The sequence below is a fragment of the Rhodopseudomonas sp. BAL398 genome (assembly GCF_033001325.1).
In the GTDB taxonomy this organism is placed as follows: domain Bacteria; phylum Pseudomonadota; class Alphaproteobacteria; order Rhizobiales; family Xanthobacteraceae; genus JARJEH01.
Map to the genome: position 1 here is coordinate 2,530,833 of NZ_CP133111.1, position 18,004 is coordinate 2,548,836.

11 protein-coding genes and 1 riboswitch are annotated in these 18,004 nt (G+C 66.6%); of the genes, 7 read left to right on the forward strand and 4 right to left on the reverse strand.

The annotated features are described in order from the left end of the window. The first annotated feature begins 54 nt into the window (after positions 1-54). Positions 55-378 (forward strand): hypothetical protein, encoded by a 324-nt coding sequence (locus tag RBJ75_RS12085; RefSeq protein WP_044415041.1) that lies wholly within the window; start codon positions 55-57, stop codon positions 376-378. Between the two features lie 106 nt (positions 379-484). Here the strand turns inward: RBJ75_RS12085 and RBJ75_RS12090 are convergent, their stop codons facing one another. Beyond that, on the reverse strand, positions 485-1,681 hold the full coding sequence (locus tag RBJ75_RS12090) for a TrmJ/YjtD family RNA methyltransferase (RefSeq protein ID WP_044415043.1): 1,197 nt from the start codon (positions 1,679-1,681) through the stop codon (positions 485-487). A gap of 432 nt (positions 1,682-2,113) precedes the next feature. Between RBJ75_RS12090 and RBJ75_RS12095 the strand changes: the two genes are divergently transcribed. From RBJ75_RS12095 to RBJ75_RS12105, 3 genes are all read left to right on the forward strand, one after another. Then, positions 2,114-3,337 (forward strand): NADP-dependent isocitrate dehydrogenase, encoded by a 1,224-nt coding sequence (locus RBJ75_RS12095; protein ID WP_044415045.1) that lies wholly within the window; start codon positions 2,114-2,116, stop codon positions 3,335-3,337. A gap of 373 nt (positions 3,338-3,710) precedes the next feature. After that, positions 3,711-5,486: a cation:proton antiporter gene (locus RBJ75_RS12100; protein ID WP_044413423.1), complete on the forward strand. Its 1,776-nt coding sequence runs from the start codon at positions 3,711-3,713 to the stop codon at positions 5,484-5,486. Between the two features lie 75 nt (positions 5,487-5,561). Further along, positions 5,562-7,628, forward strand: a complete 2,067-nt coding sequence (locus RBJ75_RS12105) for a prolyl oligopeptidase family serine peptidase (protein ID WP_044413426.1) — start codon at positions 5,562-5,564, stop codon at positions 7,626-7,628. Positions 7,629-7,869: 241 nt separating this feature from the next. On the opposite strand, the gene RBJ75_RS12110 is transcribed toward RBJ75_RS12105, so the two are convergent. The 3 genes from RBJ75_RS12110 to alaS form a co-directional block, all read right to left on the reverse strand. Then, the gene (locus RBJ75_RS12110) at positions 7,870-8,646 is read right to left on the reverse strand and encodes a GNAT family N-acetyltransferase (protein WP_234707401.1); all 777 of its coding nucleotides are present in this window, start codon (positions 8,644-8,646) and stop codon (positions 7,870-7,872) included. A 94-nt stretch (positions 8,647-8,740) separates the two neighbouring features. Continuing rightward, a complete protein-coding gene (locus RBJ75_RS12115; RefSeq protein ID WP_044410746.1) occupies positions 8,741-9,658 on the reverse strand; it encodes a DMT family transporter in 918 nt (305 codons plus the stop codon). Between the two features lie 66 nt (positions 9,659-9,724). Then, positions 9,725-12,406 carry an alanine--tRNA ligase gene (gene alaS, locus RBJ75_RS12120; protein WP_044410751.1) on the reverse strand — a complete coding sequence of 894 codons (2,682 nt, stop codon included), beginning with the start codon at positions 12,404-12,406 and terminating at the stop codon, positions 9,725-9,727. 256 nt (positions 12,407-12,662) lie between these two features. Beyond that, positions 12,663-12,753, forward strand: a riboswitch (glycine riboswitch). A gap of 136 nt (positions 12,754-12,889) precedes the next feature. On the opposite strand from alaS, the gene gcvT reads away from it, so the two are divergent. Genes gcvT through gcvP form a run of 3 tightly spaced genes read left to right on the forward strand, consistent with a single transcriptional unit; the run spans position 12,890 to position 17,341 of the window. Further along, a complete protein-coding gene (gene gcvT / locus RBJ75_RS12125) occupies positions 12,890-14,041 on the forward strand; it encodes a glycine cleavage system aminomethyltransferase GcvT (RefSeq protein ID WP_044410743.1) in 1,152 nt (383 codons plus the stop codon). Positions 14,042-14,050: 9 nt separating this feature from the next. Then, positions 14,051-14,416 (forward strand): glycine cleavage system protein GcvH, encoded by a 366-nt coding sequence (gcvH, locus tag RBJ75_RS12130; protein ID WP_044410740.1) that lies wholly within the window; start codon positions 14,051-14,053, stop codon positions 14,414-14,416. A gap of 15 nt (positions 14,417-14,431) precedes the next feature. Then, positions 14,432-17,341, forward strand: a complete 2,910-nt coding sequence (gene gcvP / locus RBJ75_RS12135) for an aminomethyl-transferring glycine dehydrogenase (protein WP_276156795.1) — start codon at positions 14,432-14,434, stop codon at positions 17,339-17,341. Positions 17,342-18,004 lie beyond the last annotated feature (663 nt).

The following is an 18,004-nucleotide window of genomic DNA, read 5'->3' on the forward strand; positions in this document are numbered from 1 at the left end:
TCTCTCGGGCGGCGACAGCCCGTTTGCGGATTGGTTCGCGGAAAGGAGCAGGAAATGGCACAGACAAAAAGCTTCAAGGGACTGGTTCAGCACCATGTCAGCGCCGACCCTGCCTTCGCCGACGCGCTGTTGCGCGAGGGGATCGAGGTGATGCTCCGGGGAGACATCGACGCCGGCAAGACCATCCTCCGCGATTACATCAAGGCGACGGTCGGTTTCGAGCAGCTTGGCGCCGCGACCGATACACCACCGAAAAGCCTGATCCGGATGTTCGGGCCGCGTGGCAATCCGCAGGCCAAAAACCTGTTCAGCGTGATCGGCTATCTGCAACAGCGCGCCGGGCTCGAGCTGACATTCAGCAAGGCGCCCCTGGATTAGCGCCAGAGCCGCGTCACCCGATCCGGGGTCCCGGCTCTGCGGAGCGGCATGACGAATACCGCACCGCGTCCGGGACACATCGCGCCCGTAAATGACGCCGCTGCGCTCACCCCGCCAGCGCGGTCTCCAGCCGGCCCAGCACCGCGGGAAGGTCGGTGGTGACGTCGTCGGCCGCGATGCTGACGACGCGGTAGTCGCGGGCCTCGAGCCATTGCTGCCGCGCGGCGCGGTCCTGGCGAATCACATCGGTCTCGTCGGGATTCACCAATTCGATCGCCATGCGGCGGACGAAGGAGACGAAATCCGGGATGTGGCGGCCGACCGGGGTCTGGCGCTTGAAGGTGCCTGCGAAGCGACGGTCGGTGCGCAGCGCGTCCCACAGCAGCCGTTCGGCGTCGGTCGGGTTGCGGCGCAGCAGCCGCGCCAACCCACGCACCGTGCCGCTTTCATGCGGCAGCGCGCTTTGGCCGTGCTCGGCCAAGAGCGCCCGCAGCCTGGTCGCCTGTTCGCCGTCGAGCACGCCGCCCTTGGCCGGGCCCTTGCGGCCTTCCGCGATCGCCATCACCACGCCGTGCAGCGTGTGCATGTCCTGCTTGGTCGGCTCCATCCGGGTGAAGATGTTGCGCAGATTGACCAGCATGGTGTCGCGCTTCTCGACCGGGCGCAGGAACTCGACCTTGTCGAGCTCGCGCACCAGATTGTCGAAGAACGCCTGCATCTGATGCTGCGAGGCGCGCTCGGAGCGCTCGGGCATGCCGAACGGCAGCGCGCCGGCGGTGGCGAGCTTGAACCATTCATAGCCGATCAGCAGCACCGCCTGCGCCAGGTTGAGCGAGGCAAAGGCCGGGTTGACCGGAAAGGTGATGATGCGATCGGCGAGCGCCACCTCCTGGTTCTCCAGCCCGTAGCGCTCGCGGCCGAATAGGATCCCGGCGGTGCCGCCCACCGCCACCTGCGCGGAGATTTCGCGGGCCGCGGGTTCCGGTGCCAGCACCGGCTTGGCCTGGTCATGGGCCCGCGCGGTGGTGGCGAAAAGCAACGTGCAATCGGCGACCGCGGCCTCGACTGTGTCGAACAGCTGCACCGCATCGAGAATGTAATCGGCGCCGGAGGCCGCCCGCCTGGCATGGACATTGGGCCAGCCGTCGCGGGGTTTAACAATTCTTAAGCGGGTTAGGCCAAAATTACCCATGGCGCGGGCGCACATGCCGATGTTTTCGCCCAGTTGCGGTTCAACCAGAATCACAACCGGACCGGCCAGATCGGCCTGCGGCTTGGTCTTATCGGTGCCTGAACCGGACATAGTGCGTCACTTTCTGATTCGGTTTCTGATTCGGGCCGCAGCCTGCCCGGCCATACAGCGCCGCGGCCCCGCCGTCGAACTGGGGCGTTGAGGCAGTGCATCAGGCGGCGACCACAACCGCCCGCCGCACCGGTCCATCCGGCCGCCCAGTTGCGAATGATTTCCAGAGCAAACTCTTGCGCTTACAGCCATTCTTTACGCTTCATTAAGAACTTCAGCCGCGTGCCTTAACGCTTCATTAAAAATCTCAAGCGGCGGGTCCACACCCCCGCCAGGTGCCGATTGCGCCGATTGCGCCCGCCGGTGATGCGATTCCGTCCAGTTTGCATCTCCATTCACCTTCCAGCCCTCGCCGCGCAGTGCTATAGCGGCCTCGGCAATCCACGCCCCATCCAGCCCTTCAAGCGCTGTCTCAAAGAGGCCCGATCCCGCATGGCGAAAATCAAGGTGACCAACCCCGTCGTTGAACTCGATGGCGATGAAATGACGCGCATCATATGGCAGTACATCAAAGACAAGCTCATCAACCCCTTCCTTGATATCGAGCTGATGTATTTCGACCTCGGGATGGAATATCGCGATCAGACCGACGACCAGGTCACCATCGATGCCGCCAATGCGATCAAGAAGGTCGGCGTCGGCGTCAAATGCGCCACCATCACCCCGGACGAGGCCCGGGTGAAGGAATTCGGCCTGAAGCAGATGTGGAAGTCGCCGAACGGCACGATCCGCAACATCCTCGGCGGCGTCGTGTTCCGCGAACCGATCATCTGCAACAACGTGCCCCGCCTGGTGCCGGGCTGGACCAAGCCGATCATCATCGGCCGCCACGCCTTCGGCGATCAATATCGCGCCACCGATTTCAAGTTCCCCGGCAAGGGCACGCTGACGATGAAATTCGTCGGCGAGGACGGCCAGGTGATCGAGCGCGAGGTCTACAAGTCGCCCTCCGCGGGCGTCGCGCTGGCGATGTATAATCTCGACGACTCGATCGCCGATTTTGCCCGCGCCTCGATGAATCAGGGCCTCGCCAAGGGTTATTCGGTCTATCTGTCGACCAAGAACACCATCCTGAAAGTCTATGACGGCCGCTTCAAGGACATCTTCCAGGAGGTGTTCGACGCTGAATTCAAGGACAAATTCGCCGCCAAGAACATCACCTATGAACACCGCCTGATCGACGACATGGTGGCGGCGGCGATGAAATGGTCCGGCGGCTATGTCTGGGCCTGTAAGAACTATGACGGCGACGTGCAGTCCGACACCATCGCCCAGGGCTATGGCTCGCTCGGCCTGATGACCTCGGTGCTGATGACCCCGGACGGCAAGACCGTCGAGGCCGAGGCCGCCCACGGCACCGTGACCCGGCATTATCGCGAGCACCAGAAGGGCAAGGAGACCTCGACCAACTCGATCGCGTCGATCTTCGCCTGGACCCGCGGTCTGTCGCATCGCGCCAAGCTCGACAACAACGCCGCCCTCGAGGCCTTCGCGCTGACCCTGGAAAAGGTCTGCGTCGACACCGTCGAGGCCGGCTACATGACCAAGGATCTGGCGCTCTTGGTCGGCGCCGACCAGCGCTGGCTCTCCACCACCGGCTTCCTCGACAAGGTCGCCGAGAACCTGACCAAGGCGATGGCGCCGGCCGCGGCTTAAGGCGGCTGCGCGGACATCTCGTTCGTCATCGCGCGTCATCGGTCGACGCAAAGCGCCGACCGATGACAATCTCTTGTGTCCCGGGCGCGATGCGGCACACCCGGGTCCGCGCTTCGCGCGGGCCGAGCACGGGCTCCGCGCCGCTTCACAGAACCGGGACCCCGGTGTCAGCGCCAACACCAATAGAGGGGCCCCGGCTTAGCAGCGCACCACGCCGCAAGCGCGGCGCGTTGCGCAGCATCCGGGGCACGCTGCAACACAATTGGCCGAAAGCGCTAATCCCCACTCCGGCGCCGCGAAACATTGCCGCAGTGGGCGACGGAATTTGATCCGCTCGCTCGCCAGCTCCGGCTCACCGTGGTTGAGTTGAGTCATGGCCGCTGCAACTGACATCGGAGTCTATCGCGAAGCGCTGGTGTTTCTCGGCACCGCCGGCGTGGTGATTCCGCTGATGGCGCGGCTGCGGGTGTCGCCGGTGCTGGGCTTTCTGATCGCCGGCCTGGTGCTGGGGCCGAACAGTCTCGGCCGGCTCGACGGCGCCCTGCCCTGGCTCGGCTGGATTTCGATCACCTCTCAGGACGCGGTCGACCGGCTCGCCGAGCTCGGCGTCGCCTTCCTGCTGTTTTCGATCGGGCTGGAATTGTCGTTCGACCGGCTGTGGACGATGCGCCGGTTGGTGTTCGGCTTCGGCATGCTGCAGGTGGTGCTGACCACCGCGGCGATCAGCGCCGTCTCCATCGCCTTCGGCAATCCGGTCGACGCCAGTCTGGTGATCGGTGCCTGCCTGGCGCTGTCCTCCACCGCGATCGTGCTGCAGCTGCTCGCCGAGCAGAAGCGGCTGGCCTCGGTGACGGGACGCAGCATCTTTTCGGTGCTGCTGGCGCAGGATCTGGCGGTAGTGCCGATCCTGTTCCTGATCGTGGTGTTCGGCGGCAACGGCTCCGGCGGCATCGCCGCGCTCACCACGGATTCGGTGTGGGCGGGGCTGGCCTTGGCGCTGCTGCAGGCAGCGCTCGCGATCGTGCTGATCGTCGGCGTCGGCCGGCTGATCCTGCGCCGGCTGTTTCGCCAGGTGGCGCAGACCCACAACCGCGAATTGTTCATGGCGACGATCCTGTTCGTGGTGGTCGGCACCTCGCTGCTGACCCATGTCGCCGGCCTGTCGATGGCGCTCGGCGCCTTCCTGGCCGGGCTGCTGCTGTCGGAGACTGAATTCCACCGCCAGGTCGAAGTCGATATCGAGCCGTTCAAGGGAATGCTGCTTGGGCTGTTCTTCATCTCGGTCGGGATGCGGATCAACCTCGCCGAAGTGGCGAACCAGCCCTTGATGCTGGCGACATCGGTGCTGGGCATGGTGGCGCTGAAGGCGGCGATGATCGTCACGCTGGCGCGGCTGTTTGGCCTCGCTTGGCCGGTAGCGGTCGAGACCGGCCTGTTGCTCGCCGGCGGCGGCGAATTCGCCTTTCTGGTACTCGGCCTCGCCAGCTCCAGCGGGCTGCTGACCCACGATGTCGAGCAATTCATGCTGCTGGTGGCGTCCGGCACCATGCTGCTGACGCCCTATCTGGCCCGGCTCGGCCGCAAAGCCGGGGCGCGCGTCAGCAACAAGGTCGCGGTCGAGGACGGCTATGGCAATCCCGGCCCGATCGAGCCCGGGCGGACCATCGTGGTCGGGCATGGCCGGGTCGGTCGGGTCGTTTGCGACATCCTGCAAAAGCAGGGGCAGCCGCTGATCGCCATCGAGATCGACGCCGATCTGGTGTCGACGAGCCGCAAATCCGACCGCCAGCTGGTCTATGGCGACGCCTCGCAGCGCGCCTTCCTGCGCAAATGCGGTCTGGCCGAAGCTCCCGCGCTGGTCATCACCATGCACGATTCAGTAGCCGCCGAGCGCGTGGTCGCCGCCGCCCGCGCCGAGCGCGCCGACATTCCGGTGATCGTGCGCGCCCGCGACGCCGAACATGCGGTGCGGCTGTTCCGGCTCGGCGCCAGCGAGGTGGTGCGCGAAGTCCTGGAGGCCAGTTTCGAGATCACCAGCACGGTGCTGCAGACGCTCGGCCTGCCGATGGGCAAGGTGATCGCGATCATCCATGAGGAGCGCGACGAGCGCAGAAAACCATTGCGCGAAGGCCGCGCCACCGCCGAGTGATCAGGCGTTGCGGATCGCCGCCAACAGTCTATCTGATGCGGCTTGTGCTACGGCCCGCCCGCGTCAGGAGAGCAAATGACCATTCCCCCCAATCCCACCGACGGCAGCGCCGATCCCTTGCTCTGGCTCGAACAGATCGAGGGCGAGCGCGCGGTGGCCTGGGTCGAGGCGCAGAACGCCCGCACCGACACGGCGCTTTGCGACGATTCCTACCGCGCCGATTTCGACGCCGCGCTGGCGATCCTCAATGCCGACGACCGCATCCCCTTCGTCGGCAAATCCGGCGACTGGCTGTATAATTTCTGGAAGGACGCGGCCCATCCGCGCGGGCTGTGGCGACGCACCACGCTCGACAGCTATCGCAGCGCCGCGCCGGACTGGGACGTGCTGCTCGACATCGACGCGCTCAACGCCACAGAGAGCGTTTCATGGGCCTTCGCCGGAGCCGTGCGCTCGCCCGACAAGAGCCGGGCGCTGGTCAGCCTGTCATTCAACGGCACCGACGCAGTCGAGGTCCGCGAATTCGACCTCGCCGGCAAGAGCTTCGTCGCCGGCGGCTTCGTGCTGCCGCAGGCCAAGACCCAGGTCGCCTGGCTCGACCGCGACACCATCCTGTTCGGCAGCGCCTTCGGCGCCGACGACACCACCGCGGCCGGCTATGCGCGGCTGGTGCGGCGCTGGCGGCGCGGCACGCCGCTCGCCGCCGCCGACACCGTGTTCGCCGTGGAGCCGGACGACGTCGCCGCCTGGTTCGGCGTCAACCATCGGCCCGGCCATGAATCGGTCAGCTATGCGCGCGCGCTGGACTTCACCCGCTCGCAGAGCTTCATCGAACCACGGCACGGCGCTTATGCCGGGCAACGCATCCGGCTCGAGCTGCCCGAGGAAGTCGCCTTCTCGCACGAGGCCGCCACACTGCTGGTCAGCCCGAAACAGGATTGGGCCATCGGCGGACAGACCATCGCGTCCGGCGCGCTGGTGGCGATCGCGCTCGATCGTTTTCTCGCGGGTGTGCGCGATTTCGAGATCGTGTTCAGGCCGGAGCCGACCCGCGCGCTGCAATCCTGGCTGGAGACTCGCCACGGCGTGGTGCTGGAGATCCTCGACAATGTCCGTGGCCGCGTCGTGCTCGCCAGCCGCGGCGAGGCCGGCTGGACCGAGAGCGCGATTCCCGGCCTGCCCGACAACGCCTCGATCGGCGCGCAGGCTTTCGGCGGCGAGGACGATCCTGATCTCGGCACCGACATTCTGCTCACCATCACCAGCTTCGAGCGCCCGACCTCGACCGCGCTGTGGACCGGCTGCGGCGCGCCGCAGCCGCTGAAACAGGCGCCGACCTCGTTCGACGCCACCGGCATCGAGGTCAAGCAGTGCCACGCCGTCGCCGCCGACGGCACGAGGATTCCGTATTTCCTGATCGGCAAGGATCTGGCGGCGAAAGGCCCGCGCCCGACCATCCTGTATGGCTATGGCGGCTTCGAAGTGTCGCTGACGCCGGCCTATCTGGGCGTCACCGGCAAGCTCTGGCTCGAACGCGGCCACCTTTATGCGCTGGCCAATATCCGCGGCGGCGGCGAATTCGGCCCGGCCTGGCATCTGGCTTCGCGCAAGGCCACCAAGCACGTCGCCCATGACGATTTCGCCGCGGTGGCGCGCGATCTCGCCACCAGCGGCGTTACCACGGCGCAGCAGCTCGCCTGCCAGGGCGGCAGCAATGGCGGACTGCTGGTCGGCAATATGCTGACGCGCTATCCGGAGCTGTTCGGCGCGGTGTGGTGCGCGGTGCCGCTGTTGGACATGGCGCGCTACACCAAGCTGTTGGCGGGGCAAAGCTGGATCGCCGAATATGGCGATCCCGACAATGCCGAGGAGTGGGACTTCATCCGCAAATTCTCGCCCTATCACCTGATCGAAGCCGGCCGGCCCTATCCACCGATCTTCATCACCACCAACCGCACCGACGACCGCGTCCATCCCGGCCACGCCCGCAAGATGGCGGCGCGGCTCGAACAATCGAACTATCGGGTCTGGTTCAACGAGACCGTCGCCGGCGGCCATTCCGGCGGGGTCGACAATCTCAAACAGGCGCAGAGCCAGGCCCTCGGCTTCGCCTTTCTGCGCCGGACGATTGCGGTGGCGTGAGCGCGACGTGGCGCGAGCGCGCGACGCGGCACCATTAAACCCTCAAACTGTCATCCCGGGGCGTGAGCAGCGCAAGCTGCGAATGAACCCGGGATCCATAACCCCTGTGCCCGCGTTCGACATCCAAGGCCGACGTCAGCGGGTGATCTTGCACACCGGGAGTATGGATTCCGGGTTCGCTCGGCCTGCGGCCTCGCGCCCCGGAATGACTGGCGGGCGTGATGCGCGTCGCGCCGATCAGCTACCCGGCCGGCGCCCGGCGATAGTGATAGCGATGCAATTCGGTATCGAGCTTGAGGCTGCGATACAGCGCGCGGCCGGCGGCATTGTCGGCGGTGACCTGCAGGCAGGCGGCCTCCGCGCCGCGGGTCGCCGCCCAGGCGAACAGCGCCAGCATCATCCGCGCGCCGAGGCCGGCGCCGCGATGGCGCTCGCTGACCACCACCGATTCGCAGCACAGCAAGCGGTCCTGGATCGCCCCATAGGCGGTGGCGACGATCTCGCCGTCGCGGCGTAGCGCCACAAAGCCGGCCGGCAGCGCGATCGCATCAATCACGCGGCCATAGATCGCGGCCTGCGCCGGCGCATGGTTCTGCAATCGGCTCATCGCCGCGCGCCAGTCGGCGCCGGCCGCCGTCTCGATCGTCACCGCGGCATCGGCCGCCTGGCTGCGGCCGGCAAGGTCGCCATAGAGCGTGCAGCTCTCGCCTTCGGCCGCAAAGCCGAGCTGCTCCAGCTCGCCCGCGATTTGCGGATCGAGCAAAGCCGGCACCCGCACGATCAAGGGCTCGTTCTGCGCGTGATAGAGCTGCGTGAAGAACGGGAGCTCGGCGGCGATCGAGGTGGCATCGCCGCGTAGCGGATTGACCGAATTGGCGCGGCGCGACACGCCCTCGCCGAACCGCGCCAGCCAGCCGCCATGCACCACGCAGCGCAACGCCGGCCAGGCGTTCAGGCAAATCTCCTCGACCCGCCAGCCCAGCGCGCGGTCTTGAGCACGGTCTGATTGCATTGTCATAATCGTCGATCCAGTTTGAAATTGCCCCGTCCGCGCGAGCCGCTCTCTTATTGAGCTTGCCGCATCAATGCAAACCGCAGGTCGGCAAGTCGGCTCAGACCGTCGACGCCGGCTTCGGCCGCTGCAGCGCCAGCGCGACGCCGGCCAATGTCAGCACCAGGGCCGCGACCTGACGCCAGCCCAGCGGTTCGCCCAGCGCCAACGCGGCTGCGACCACGCCGATGATCGGCACCACCAGGATGGCGATCGACGCCGTCGTGGTCGGCAGCCGACCGAGCGCAGCGAACCAGCTGAGATAGCACAGCCCCATCGGCACCAGCGTCATATAGAGCAACACCGCGGCGCCGCCGGCGCTGAGCGCGCCGATATCAGGTCGCTCGAACATCAGCCCGAGACCGATCATCGGCAGGCAGCCGAGCCCGACCTGCCAGGCCACCAGCACAGTCGGCGGCATCGGCAATGCGGTCCGGGTCAGCACGCCGCCCAGCGCGAACAGCGTCGCGGCTGCCAGCGCCAGGCCGACGCCGATCAGCCGATCGGGACCCAGCGCCAGCGACTGGCCGCCGAACAGCACGGCGATGCCGCAGATCCCGAGCAGCAGGCCGACGCCATCGCGCCAGGCCGGTCGTTGGCCGAGCACCGGCCAGGCAAACAGCGTCGCCCAGATCGGCATCGTATAGACCAGCAGCGATCCTTCGCTGACGCTGAGATATTTCATCGCCATGGTGCCGAAGCCCATCCAGGCGAACACATTGGTGAAGGCCGCGAACGACAGCCGGGCGCCGAAACCGCGCGGCACCGCGAGGCTCTCGCCGCGCCCGCGCGCGATCAGCGCCAGGATGATCGCGGCGGCAACGCCCGACACGCCGCGCGAGAACAGCGGCGGCCAATCGGCGAGCAGGATCTTGATCGCCGGCCAGTTCAGCCCCCAGCCGAAGGCGGTGACCGCGAGAAGGGCCAATCCGATCCAGCGATCGTGCGGTCGTCGATTCAGCGATGGCGAAGGCGGCATGGTGATAACTTCCCGCCCGAGGCAGCGTCGCGACGATTCAGCCGGCGCGACCCATTGGGTCGCGCGTCAGGATGCGCCCATCGCGGCCGCGATGGCGTCGAGTGCCGCTGCCGCCTTGGTGCCGTCGGGGCCGCCGGCCTGCGCCATGTCGGGGCGGCCGCCGCCGCCCTTGCCGCCGAGCGCGCCCGAGGCGATCTTGACCAGATCGACGGCGTTGAAGCGCTTGACCAGATCCGGAGTGACGCCGACCACGACGCCGGCCTTGCCGTCGTCGGTGACGCCGACGATTGCCACCACGCCGGAGCCGAGCTGCTTCTTGCCGTCGTCGGCCAAGCCCTTGAGATCCTTCATCTCGATGCCCTCGACCGCGCGCGCCATCAGCTTGACGTCGCCGACCTCGCGCACGCCGGCGCCATTGGCCGCAACACCACCGGCCGCGGCGCCGCCACCCATCGCCAGCCGCTTGCGCGCCTCGGCTAGATCACGTTCGAGCTTCTTGCGCTCGTCCATCAAGGCGGCGATCCGCGCCGGCATCTCCTCGAGCGGGGTACGTAGTTCGGCCGCTGCCGCGCGAGCGGTGGCGATCGCCGCATTGGCATTGTGGCGGGCCTGACGCCCGGTCAGCGCCTCGATCCGGCGCACGCCGGAGGCGACCGCGCTCTCGCCGGTGACCGAGATCAGCCCGATATCGCCGGTGCGCCGGACATGGGTGCCGCCGCATAATTCGACCGACCAGCCCAGCGCATTATTGCCGGTCTCGCGCGCGGTCTTGCCCATCGACACCACGCGGACCTCGTCGCCATATTTCTCGCCGAACAGCGCGCGGGCGCCGGCCTCGCGGGCGTCGTCGACCGCCATCAGCCGGGTGGTGACTTCGTCGTTTTCCAGCACGATCTCGTTGGCGATGTCCTCGACGCGGCGCAACTCGTCGGCCGTGATCGGTTTTTGATGCACGAAGTCGAAGCGCAGCCGGTCAGGCGCCACCAGCGAGCCCTTCTGGGCGATGTGATCGCCCAGCACCTGGCGCAGCGCCTCGTGCAGCAGATGGGTAGCGGAGTGATTGGCGCGGATCGCGCTGCGCCGCGTGTGATCGACCTCGAGCAGCAGCGCCGCGCCGGGTTTCAGCGTGCCGCGCTCGACCGTGCCGATATGAACGAACAGATCTCCAGCGCGCTTCTGGGTCTCGGTGACGTGGAACACGACGCCCTCGCCCGCCATCGTTCCGGTGTCGCCGACCTGGCCGCCTGACTCCGCGTAGAACGGGGTCTGGTTCAGCACGATCGCGCCGGTCTCGCCGGGACCGAGCTGATCGACCTGCTGGCCGTCCTTGACCAGCGCGCCGACCACGCCTTCGGCGGTCTCGGTCTCGTAGCCCAGGAATTCGGTGGCGCCGAGCGTCTCGCGCAGGCCGAACCAGACATTCTCCGAGGCGGTGTCGCCGCTGCCCGACCATGACGCCCGCGCCTTGGCGCGCTGGCGGTCCATCGCGTCGGTGAAGGAGGCGATGTCGACGCTGATGCCGCGGTTGCGCAGCGCGTCCTGGGTCAGGTCCAGCGGAAATCCATAGGTGTCGTACAGCGTGAATGCGGTCTCGCCGTCGAACATGTCGCCCTTTTTCAGGCTGCTGCTCTTCTCGTCGAGAATGATCAGCCCGCGGTCCAGCGTCTTGCGGAAACGGGTTTCTTCCAGCCGCAGCGTCTCCTCGATCATCGGCTCGGCGCGCACCAGTTCAGGATAGGCCTGGCCCATCTCGCGCACCAGCGCCCAGACCAGCCGCCACATCAACGGTTCGGTGGCGCCGAGCAGCTGGCCGTGGCGCATCGCCCGGCGCATGATCCGGCGCAGCACATAGCCGCGGCCCTCATTCGACGGCAGCACGCCGTCGGCGATCAGGAACGACGATGCCCGCAGATGGTCGGCGATCACCCGCAGCGAGGCCTTCTGCGGGCCGTGCGGATCGGCGCCGGTCAGTTCGGCGATGGCGCGGATCAGGGAAACGAACAGGTCGATGTCGTAATTGTCGTGCTTGCCCTGCAACACCGCGGCGACCCGCTCCAGCCCCATGCCGGTGTCGATCGACGGTTTCGGTAGCGCCAGCCGGTTGCCCGGCGCGATCTGCTCATATTGCATGAACACCAGATTCCAGATCTCGATGAAGCGGTCGCCATCCTCATCGAGCGAGCCCGGAGGGCCGCCGGGAATCTTGTCGCCATGGTCGAAGAAGATTTCCGAACACGGCCCGCACGGGCCGGTGTCGCCCATCTGCCAGAAATTGTCCGAGGTCGGGATCCGGATGATCTTGGAGTCCGGCAGGCCGGCGATCTTTTTCCACAGCGCAAACGCTTCGTCGTCCTCGGAATACACCGTCACCAGCAGCCGGTCCTTGGACAGGCCGTATTCCTTGGTGATCAGGTTCCAGGCCAGCTCGATGGCGCGATCCTTGAAATAATCGCCGAACGAGAAATTGCCCAGCATCTCGAAGAAGGTGTGGTGCCGCGCGGTGTAGCCGACATTGTCGAGGTCATTGTGCTTGCCGCCGGCGCGGACGCATTTCTGCGAGGTGGTGGCGCGCGGATTGGTGCGCTTCTCGACCCCGGTGAACACGTTCTTGAACTGCACCATGCCGGCATTGGTAAACATCAATGTCGGATCGTTGCGCGGCACCAGCGGCGACGACGGCACGATCTCGTGGCCGTTGCTGGCGAAGTAGTTCAAAAACGTGGACCTGATTTCGTTAACGCCGCTCATGTTCATCCAATCGCCCAGGATCGCCTCGCGTGTGCCGGTCGGATAGATCGCTTCCTGGCGCACCGCTTTTAGACGCGAGCAACCCCGCTGTCCAGAAAGTGGGCGCGTATTCAGGGGCTTGCCGCTGGCCCCGCGACCTGGCGGCAATCCCGCCGTCACCGGCCGCGCAACTCACCCGCGATATAACAGCCGTTGATAGATACCGCAGCTGCGTTGACAGCCTTGTTCAAGCCGTGTTTGTCTCTTATTTGTAGACTTAAGTCATGTCGGGAGAGATCGGCCGCAAGGCCGGCGCCGAAGGAGCAACCGCCCCGGAAACTCTCAGGCAAACGGACCGCGTGACTTGATGACATCTGGAAAGAGACCGGCCGGCCAAATGGTCCGGCGCGGGTCCGCCGACGGGATAATACTCTCAGGCACAGCGACAGATGGGGCTCTATTGGTTAACGGGAAATAGGTCTCGGGAACCGCGGGAGCCCATTCATGGTTGCGCGTGACGCTAGCCCATTGCCGATCAAACGTACTGCGCTCCACGCGCTGCATCTGGCACGCGGCGGAAAAATGGTGCCGTTCGCCGGCTATGAAATGCCGGTGCAATACGCCGCCGGCGTCCTCAAGGAACATCTCCACACCCGCGCCAAGGCCGGCCTATTCGACGTCTCCCATATGGGGCAGATCGAATTGCGGGCCAAATCCGGCCGGCTGGAAGACGCCGCCAAGGCGCTGGAATGGCTGATTCCGCAGGACGTCATCGCGCTGGCGCCGGGCCGGCAGCGCTACGCCCAATTCACCAATGAAGCCGGCGGTATTCTCGACGATCTGATGGTGACCAATCTCGGCGACCGGCTGTTGCTGGTGGTCAACGCCGCCTGCAAGGACGCCGACGAGACCCACCTGCGCGCGCATCTGTCCGACCTTTGCGACATCGTCGCGCTGCCGGACCGCGCGCTGCTGGCGGTCCAGGGACCGCAGGCCGAGGCGGTGCTGTCGAAATTTTGTGCAGAGATTGCCGCGCTGAAATTCATGGACGTCGCCGAGCTGCGCCTGATGGAGCTGGACTGCGTGGTATCGCGCTCCGGCTATACCGGCGAGGACGGTTTCGAGATCTCGGTGCCGGCCGACGGCGCCGAGGCCTTCGCCACCGCGCTGCTGGAGCATCCCGACATGATGCCGATCGGGCTCGGCGCCCGTGACAGCCTGCGGCTCGAAGCCGGGCTTTGTCTCTATGGCCACGACATCGACACCGTGACCACGCCGGTCGAGGCGGCGCTGAACTGGTCGATCCAGAAGAGCCGCCGCATTGGCGGCGCGCGGCCCGGCGGCTTTCCTGGCGCCGACGCCATTCTGACCCAACTCAATAGCGGTGCGCTGCGCCAGCGCGTCGGGCTCAAGCCCGAGGGCCGCGCCCCGGTGCGCGACAACGCGCCCTTGTTCGCCGCGGCCGACGCCACCACCTCGATCGGCACCGTGACCTCGGGCGGCTTCGGGCCCAGCGTCAATGGGCCGGTGGCGATGGGTTATCTGCCGACCGCGCAGGCCGCCATCGGCGGCACGGTGTTTGCTGAAGTTCGGGGCCAGCGTCTGCCGCTGCGCGTGGCGCCCATGCCTTTCGTTTCCCACGGCTACAAGCGTTGAGGACCTGACATGACCACCCTTTACACCTCCGATCACGAATGGCTGCAGATCGAGGGCGATATCGCCACCATCGGCATCACCGACTACGCGCAGAGCCAGCTCGGCGATGTGGTGTTCGTCGAACTGCCCAAGGTCGGCCGCCAGTTCAAGAAGGCCGAGGCCGCCGCCGTCGTCGAATCGGTCAAGGCCGCCTCGGACGTCTACGCGCCGATCACCGGCGAAGTGCTCGAGGTCAACGAGGCGCTCGGCGCCGAGCCGGCGCTGGTCAATTCCGACGCCGGCGGCAAGGCGTGGTTCTTCAAATTGAAGATCGCCGACAAGAGCGAACTCGACGGCTTGATGGACGAAGCCGCCTATACGACGCACACCGCCTGACGGCGAGGAGATCCCATGAGCACCCAGCATAGACCGGTCGACGCCGCCCATGATTTCGTGCGCCGCCATATCGGCCCGTCGCCGCAGGACATCGACTCGATGCTGCGGACGGTGGGTGCCGGCAGCCTCGATCAGCTGATGGACCAGACCATGCCGGCTTCGATCCGGCAGCGCGCCGAGCTCAAGCTGGGCGCACCCTTGTCGGAAACCGAGGCGCTGGCCCATATCGGGCAGATCGCCGCCCGCAACCAGGTTTTCACCTCGCTGATCGGCCAAGGCTATTCGGGCACCCACATGCCCGCGGTGATCCAGCGCAACATCCTGGAGAATCCGGCCTGGTACACTGCCTATACGCCGTACCAGCCGGAAATCAGCCAGGGCCGGCTCGAGGCGCTGTTCAACTTCCAGACCATGATCTGCGATCTCACCGGGCTCGACATCGCCAATGCCTCATTGCTCGACGAGGCCACCGCGGCCGCCGAAGCGATGGCCCTGGCCGAACGCGCCGCGCAGAAAAAGACCAAGGCCTTCTTCGTCGACCACGACGTGCATCCGCAGACCCTGGCGGTGCTGCGCACCCGCGCCGAGCCGCTGGGCTGGACCCTGATCGTCGGCGATCCGGCGACCGAATTGGCCGACGCCGACGTGTTCGGCGCGCTGCTGCAATATCCCGGCTCCTCGGGCGCGTTGCGCGATCCGCGCGGCGCGATCGCGGCGCTGCACGCCAGGGGCGCGCTGGCGATCATCGCCGCCGACCTGCTGGCGCTGACGCTGATCGCCTCGCCCGGCGATCTCGGCGCCGATATCGCGATCGGCTCGGCGCAGCGCTTCGGCGTGCCGATGGGCTATGGCGGGCCGCACGCCGCCTTCATGGCGGCGCGCGATTCGCTGAAGCGCTCACTGCCCGGCCGCATCGTCGGACTGTCGATCGATTCCCACGGCCAGCCGGCCTATCGGCTGGCGATGCAGACCCGCGAGCAGCATATCCGCCGCGAAAAGGCCACCTCCAACATCTGCACCGCGCAGGTGCTGCTGGCGGTGATCGCCGCGATGTATGCGGTGTATCACGGCCCCGACGGCCTGGCCGAGATCGCCGCGCGGGTGCATCGCCGCGCCTGCGTGCTGGCCGCCGGCTTGAAGAAGCTCGGCTTCGCGCTCGCCAGCGAAACGTTCTTCGATACGCTGACCGTCGATGTCGGCGCCAAGCGCGACGCCATCGTGGCCGCCGCTTTGGCCGAGAAGATCAATCTGCGGATCGGCAAGACCACGCTCGGCATCGCGCTCGACGAGACCACCACGTCGGCGATTGTCGAGGCGGTGTGGCGCGCCTTCGGCGGCACGCTGAGCTATGCGCAGATCGAGCACGACGCCCCCGACACGCTGCCCGACAGCTTGCATCGCGCCAGCGACTTCCTGACCCAGGAGGTGTTCTCGGCCTATCGCTCCGAGACCGAGCTGTTGCGCTACATGCGCAAATTGAGCGACCGCGATCTGGCGCTCGACCGCGCCATGATTCCGCTCGGCTCCTGCACCATGAAGCTGAACGCCACCACCGAGATGATCCCGCTGACCTGGCCGGAATTCGGCGCGCTGCATCCGTTCGCGCCGCGCGGCCAGGCGCAAGGCTATCACGCGCTGTTCGCCACGCTGGAAGGTTGGCTCGCCGACATCACCGGCTATGACGCGGTGTCGCTGCAGCCCAATTCCGGCGCCAATGGCGAATATGCCGGGATGCTGGCAATCCGCGGCTATCACGCCGCGCGCGGCGAGCCGCAGCGCCGGATCTGCCTCATTCCCTCCTCGGCGCATGGTACCAACCCGGCCTCCGCCAGCATGGCGGGCATGGACGTGGTGGTGGTGAAATGCGATTCGCGCGGCGACGTCGACGTCGACGATCTGCGCGACAAGGCCGAGAGCCACGCCGCCGATCTGGCGGCGGTGATGATCACCTATCCGTCGACCCATGGGGTGTTCGAGGAGCATATCGGCGAGATCTGCGACATCATCCACGCCCATGGCGGCCAGGTCTATCTCGACGGCGCCAATATGAACGCCCAGGTCGGGCTGGCCCGGCCCGGCGATTACGGCGCCGATGTCAGCCATCTCAATCTGCACAAGACCTTCTGCATTCCGCATGGCGGCGGCGGCCCCGGCATGGGACCGATCGGCGTCAAGGCGCATCTGGCGCCGTTCCTGCCCGGCCATCCGGCCGAGGGCGAACCGAGCTCCGGCACGCTGCATGGCGGCGGCACGGTGTCGGCTGCGCCCTATGGCTCGGCCTCGATCCTGACCATCTCCTACCTGTATATCGTGATGATGGGCGGCGCCGGCTTGCGGCGCGCGACCGAGGTGGCGATCCTCAATGCCAACTACATCGCGGCACGGCTCGATCCGCATTTCCCGGTGCTGTATCGCAATGTCCGCGGCCGCGTCGCGCATGAATGCATCGTCGACCCGCGCGCGCTGAAGACCAGCGCCGGCGTCACCGTCGACGATATCGCCAAGCGGCTGGTCGATTACGGCTTCCACGCCCCGACCATGAGCTTCCCGGTGCCGGGCACGCTGATGATCGAGCCGACCGAATCCGAATCCAAGGCCGAGATCGACCGGTTCTGCGACGCCATGATCGCCATTCGCGGCGAAATCGCCCAGATCGAACAGGGCCGCTTCGGCGTCGAGGCCTCGCCGCTGCGGCACGCGCCGCATACCGTGCACGACGTCACCAGCGCGGAATGGACCAGGCCCTATTCGCGCACCGAGGGCTGTTTCCCCGCGCCGCATTCGCGCACCGACAAATATTGGTCCCCGGTCGGCCGCGTCGACAATGTCTATGGCGACCGCAATCTGGTCTGCTCCTGCCCGCCGATCGAGGACTACGCGCTGGCGGCGGACGGCGCGCGAAACGGAGCGCTGGCGGCGGAGTGAGCGAGGCGCTCCGCCCGGCGGAGCGCGACGCCATCAAGCGGCACACGCCGAAGCGCTTCACAGGATGCGCCTCATACCAAAGGGCACGGCCTGTCGTTTGTCATGCCCGGCCTTGTGCCGGGCATCCACGCCTGAAAGTCGTACTGGATCATAGACGTGGATGGCCGGGACAAGCCCGGCCATGACGCGTGGATGAGTCGAAGCCAAACGCCTTTGGTATCACATGGCGCGCCCATCAACGAAGCGTCTCACCGGCGCGCCTCGCAACGAGGCGCCTCACGAAGCGCCACCCGTGACGCGCCTCGCAACGATGCGCCTCATGGTGAGGAGCGCGCATCTTAGCGCGCGTCTCGAACCATGAGGATGGTGCGCTCATCCTTCGAGACGCGGCGAAGACGCCGCTCCTCTTGGCTAACGCAAAGAAACTGATCGAACCCCGCCTGATTCCGTCATTGCGAGCGGAGGGCGGCGCGCAGCGCCGTCCGACAGCGACGCAATCCAGGGGCGTCAGCAGACTGGATTGCTTCGTCGCTTCGCTCCTCGCAATGACGGCGTCGAAGGCCTGATTTCGCTGAACGATTATCCTGATTTCGCTGAACGATTATTATGTCAGGCTCTCATGATGAGGTCTGTGCATGACGCGGGCTGCGTCCTCGCAGCGCG

Bases quoted from the DNA above. Each gene is read 5' to 3' on its own strand.
- RBJ75_RS12085 (WP_044415041.1), top strand. From the start codon at position 55: ATGGCACAGACAAAAAGCTTCAAGGGACTGGTTCAGCACCATGTCAGC.
- RBJ75_RS12090 (WP_044415043.1), bottom strand. From the start codon at position 1,681: ATGTCCGGTTCAGGCACCGATAAGACCAAGCCGCAGGCCGATCTGGCC.
- RBJ75_RS12095 (WP_044415045.1), top strand. From the start codon at position 2,114: ATGGCGAAAATCAAGGTGACCAACCCCGTCGTTGAACTCGATGGCGAT.
- RBJ75_RS12100 (WP_044413423.1), top strand. From the start codon at position 3,711: ATGGCCGCTGCAACTGACATCGGAGTCTATCGCGAAGCGCTGGTGTTT.
- RBJ75_RS12105 (WP_044413426.1), top strand. From the start codon at position 5,562: ATGACCATTCCCCCCAATCCCACCGACGGCAGCGCCGATCCCTTGCTC.
- RBJ75_RS12110 (WP_234707401.1), bottom strand. From the start codon at position 8,646: ATGACAATGCAATCAGACCGTGCTCAAGACCGCGCGCTGGGCTGGCGG.
- RBJ75_RS12115 (WP_044410746.1), bottom strand. From the start codon at position 9,658: ATGCCGCCTTCGCCATCGCTGAATCGACGACCGCACGATCGCTGGATC.
- alaS (WP_044410751.1), bottom strand. From the start codon at position 12,406: ATGAGCGGCGTTAACGAAATCAGGTCCACGTTTTTGAACTACTTCGCC.
- gcvT (WP_044410743.1), top strand. From the start codon at position 12,890: ATGGTTGCGCGTGACGCTAGCCCATTGCCGATCAAACGTACTGCGCTC.
- gcvH (WP_044410740.1), top strand. From the start codon at position 14,051: ATGACCACCCTTTACACCTCCGATCACGAATGGCTGCAGATCGAGGGC.
- gcvP (WP_276156795.1), top strand. From the start codon at position 14,432: ATGAGCACCCAGCATAGACCGGTCGACGCCGCCCATGATTTCGTGCGC.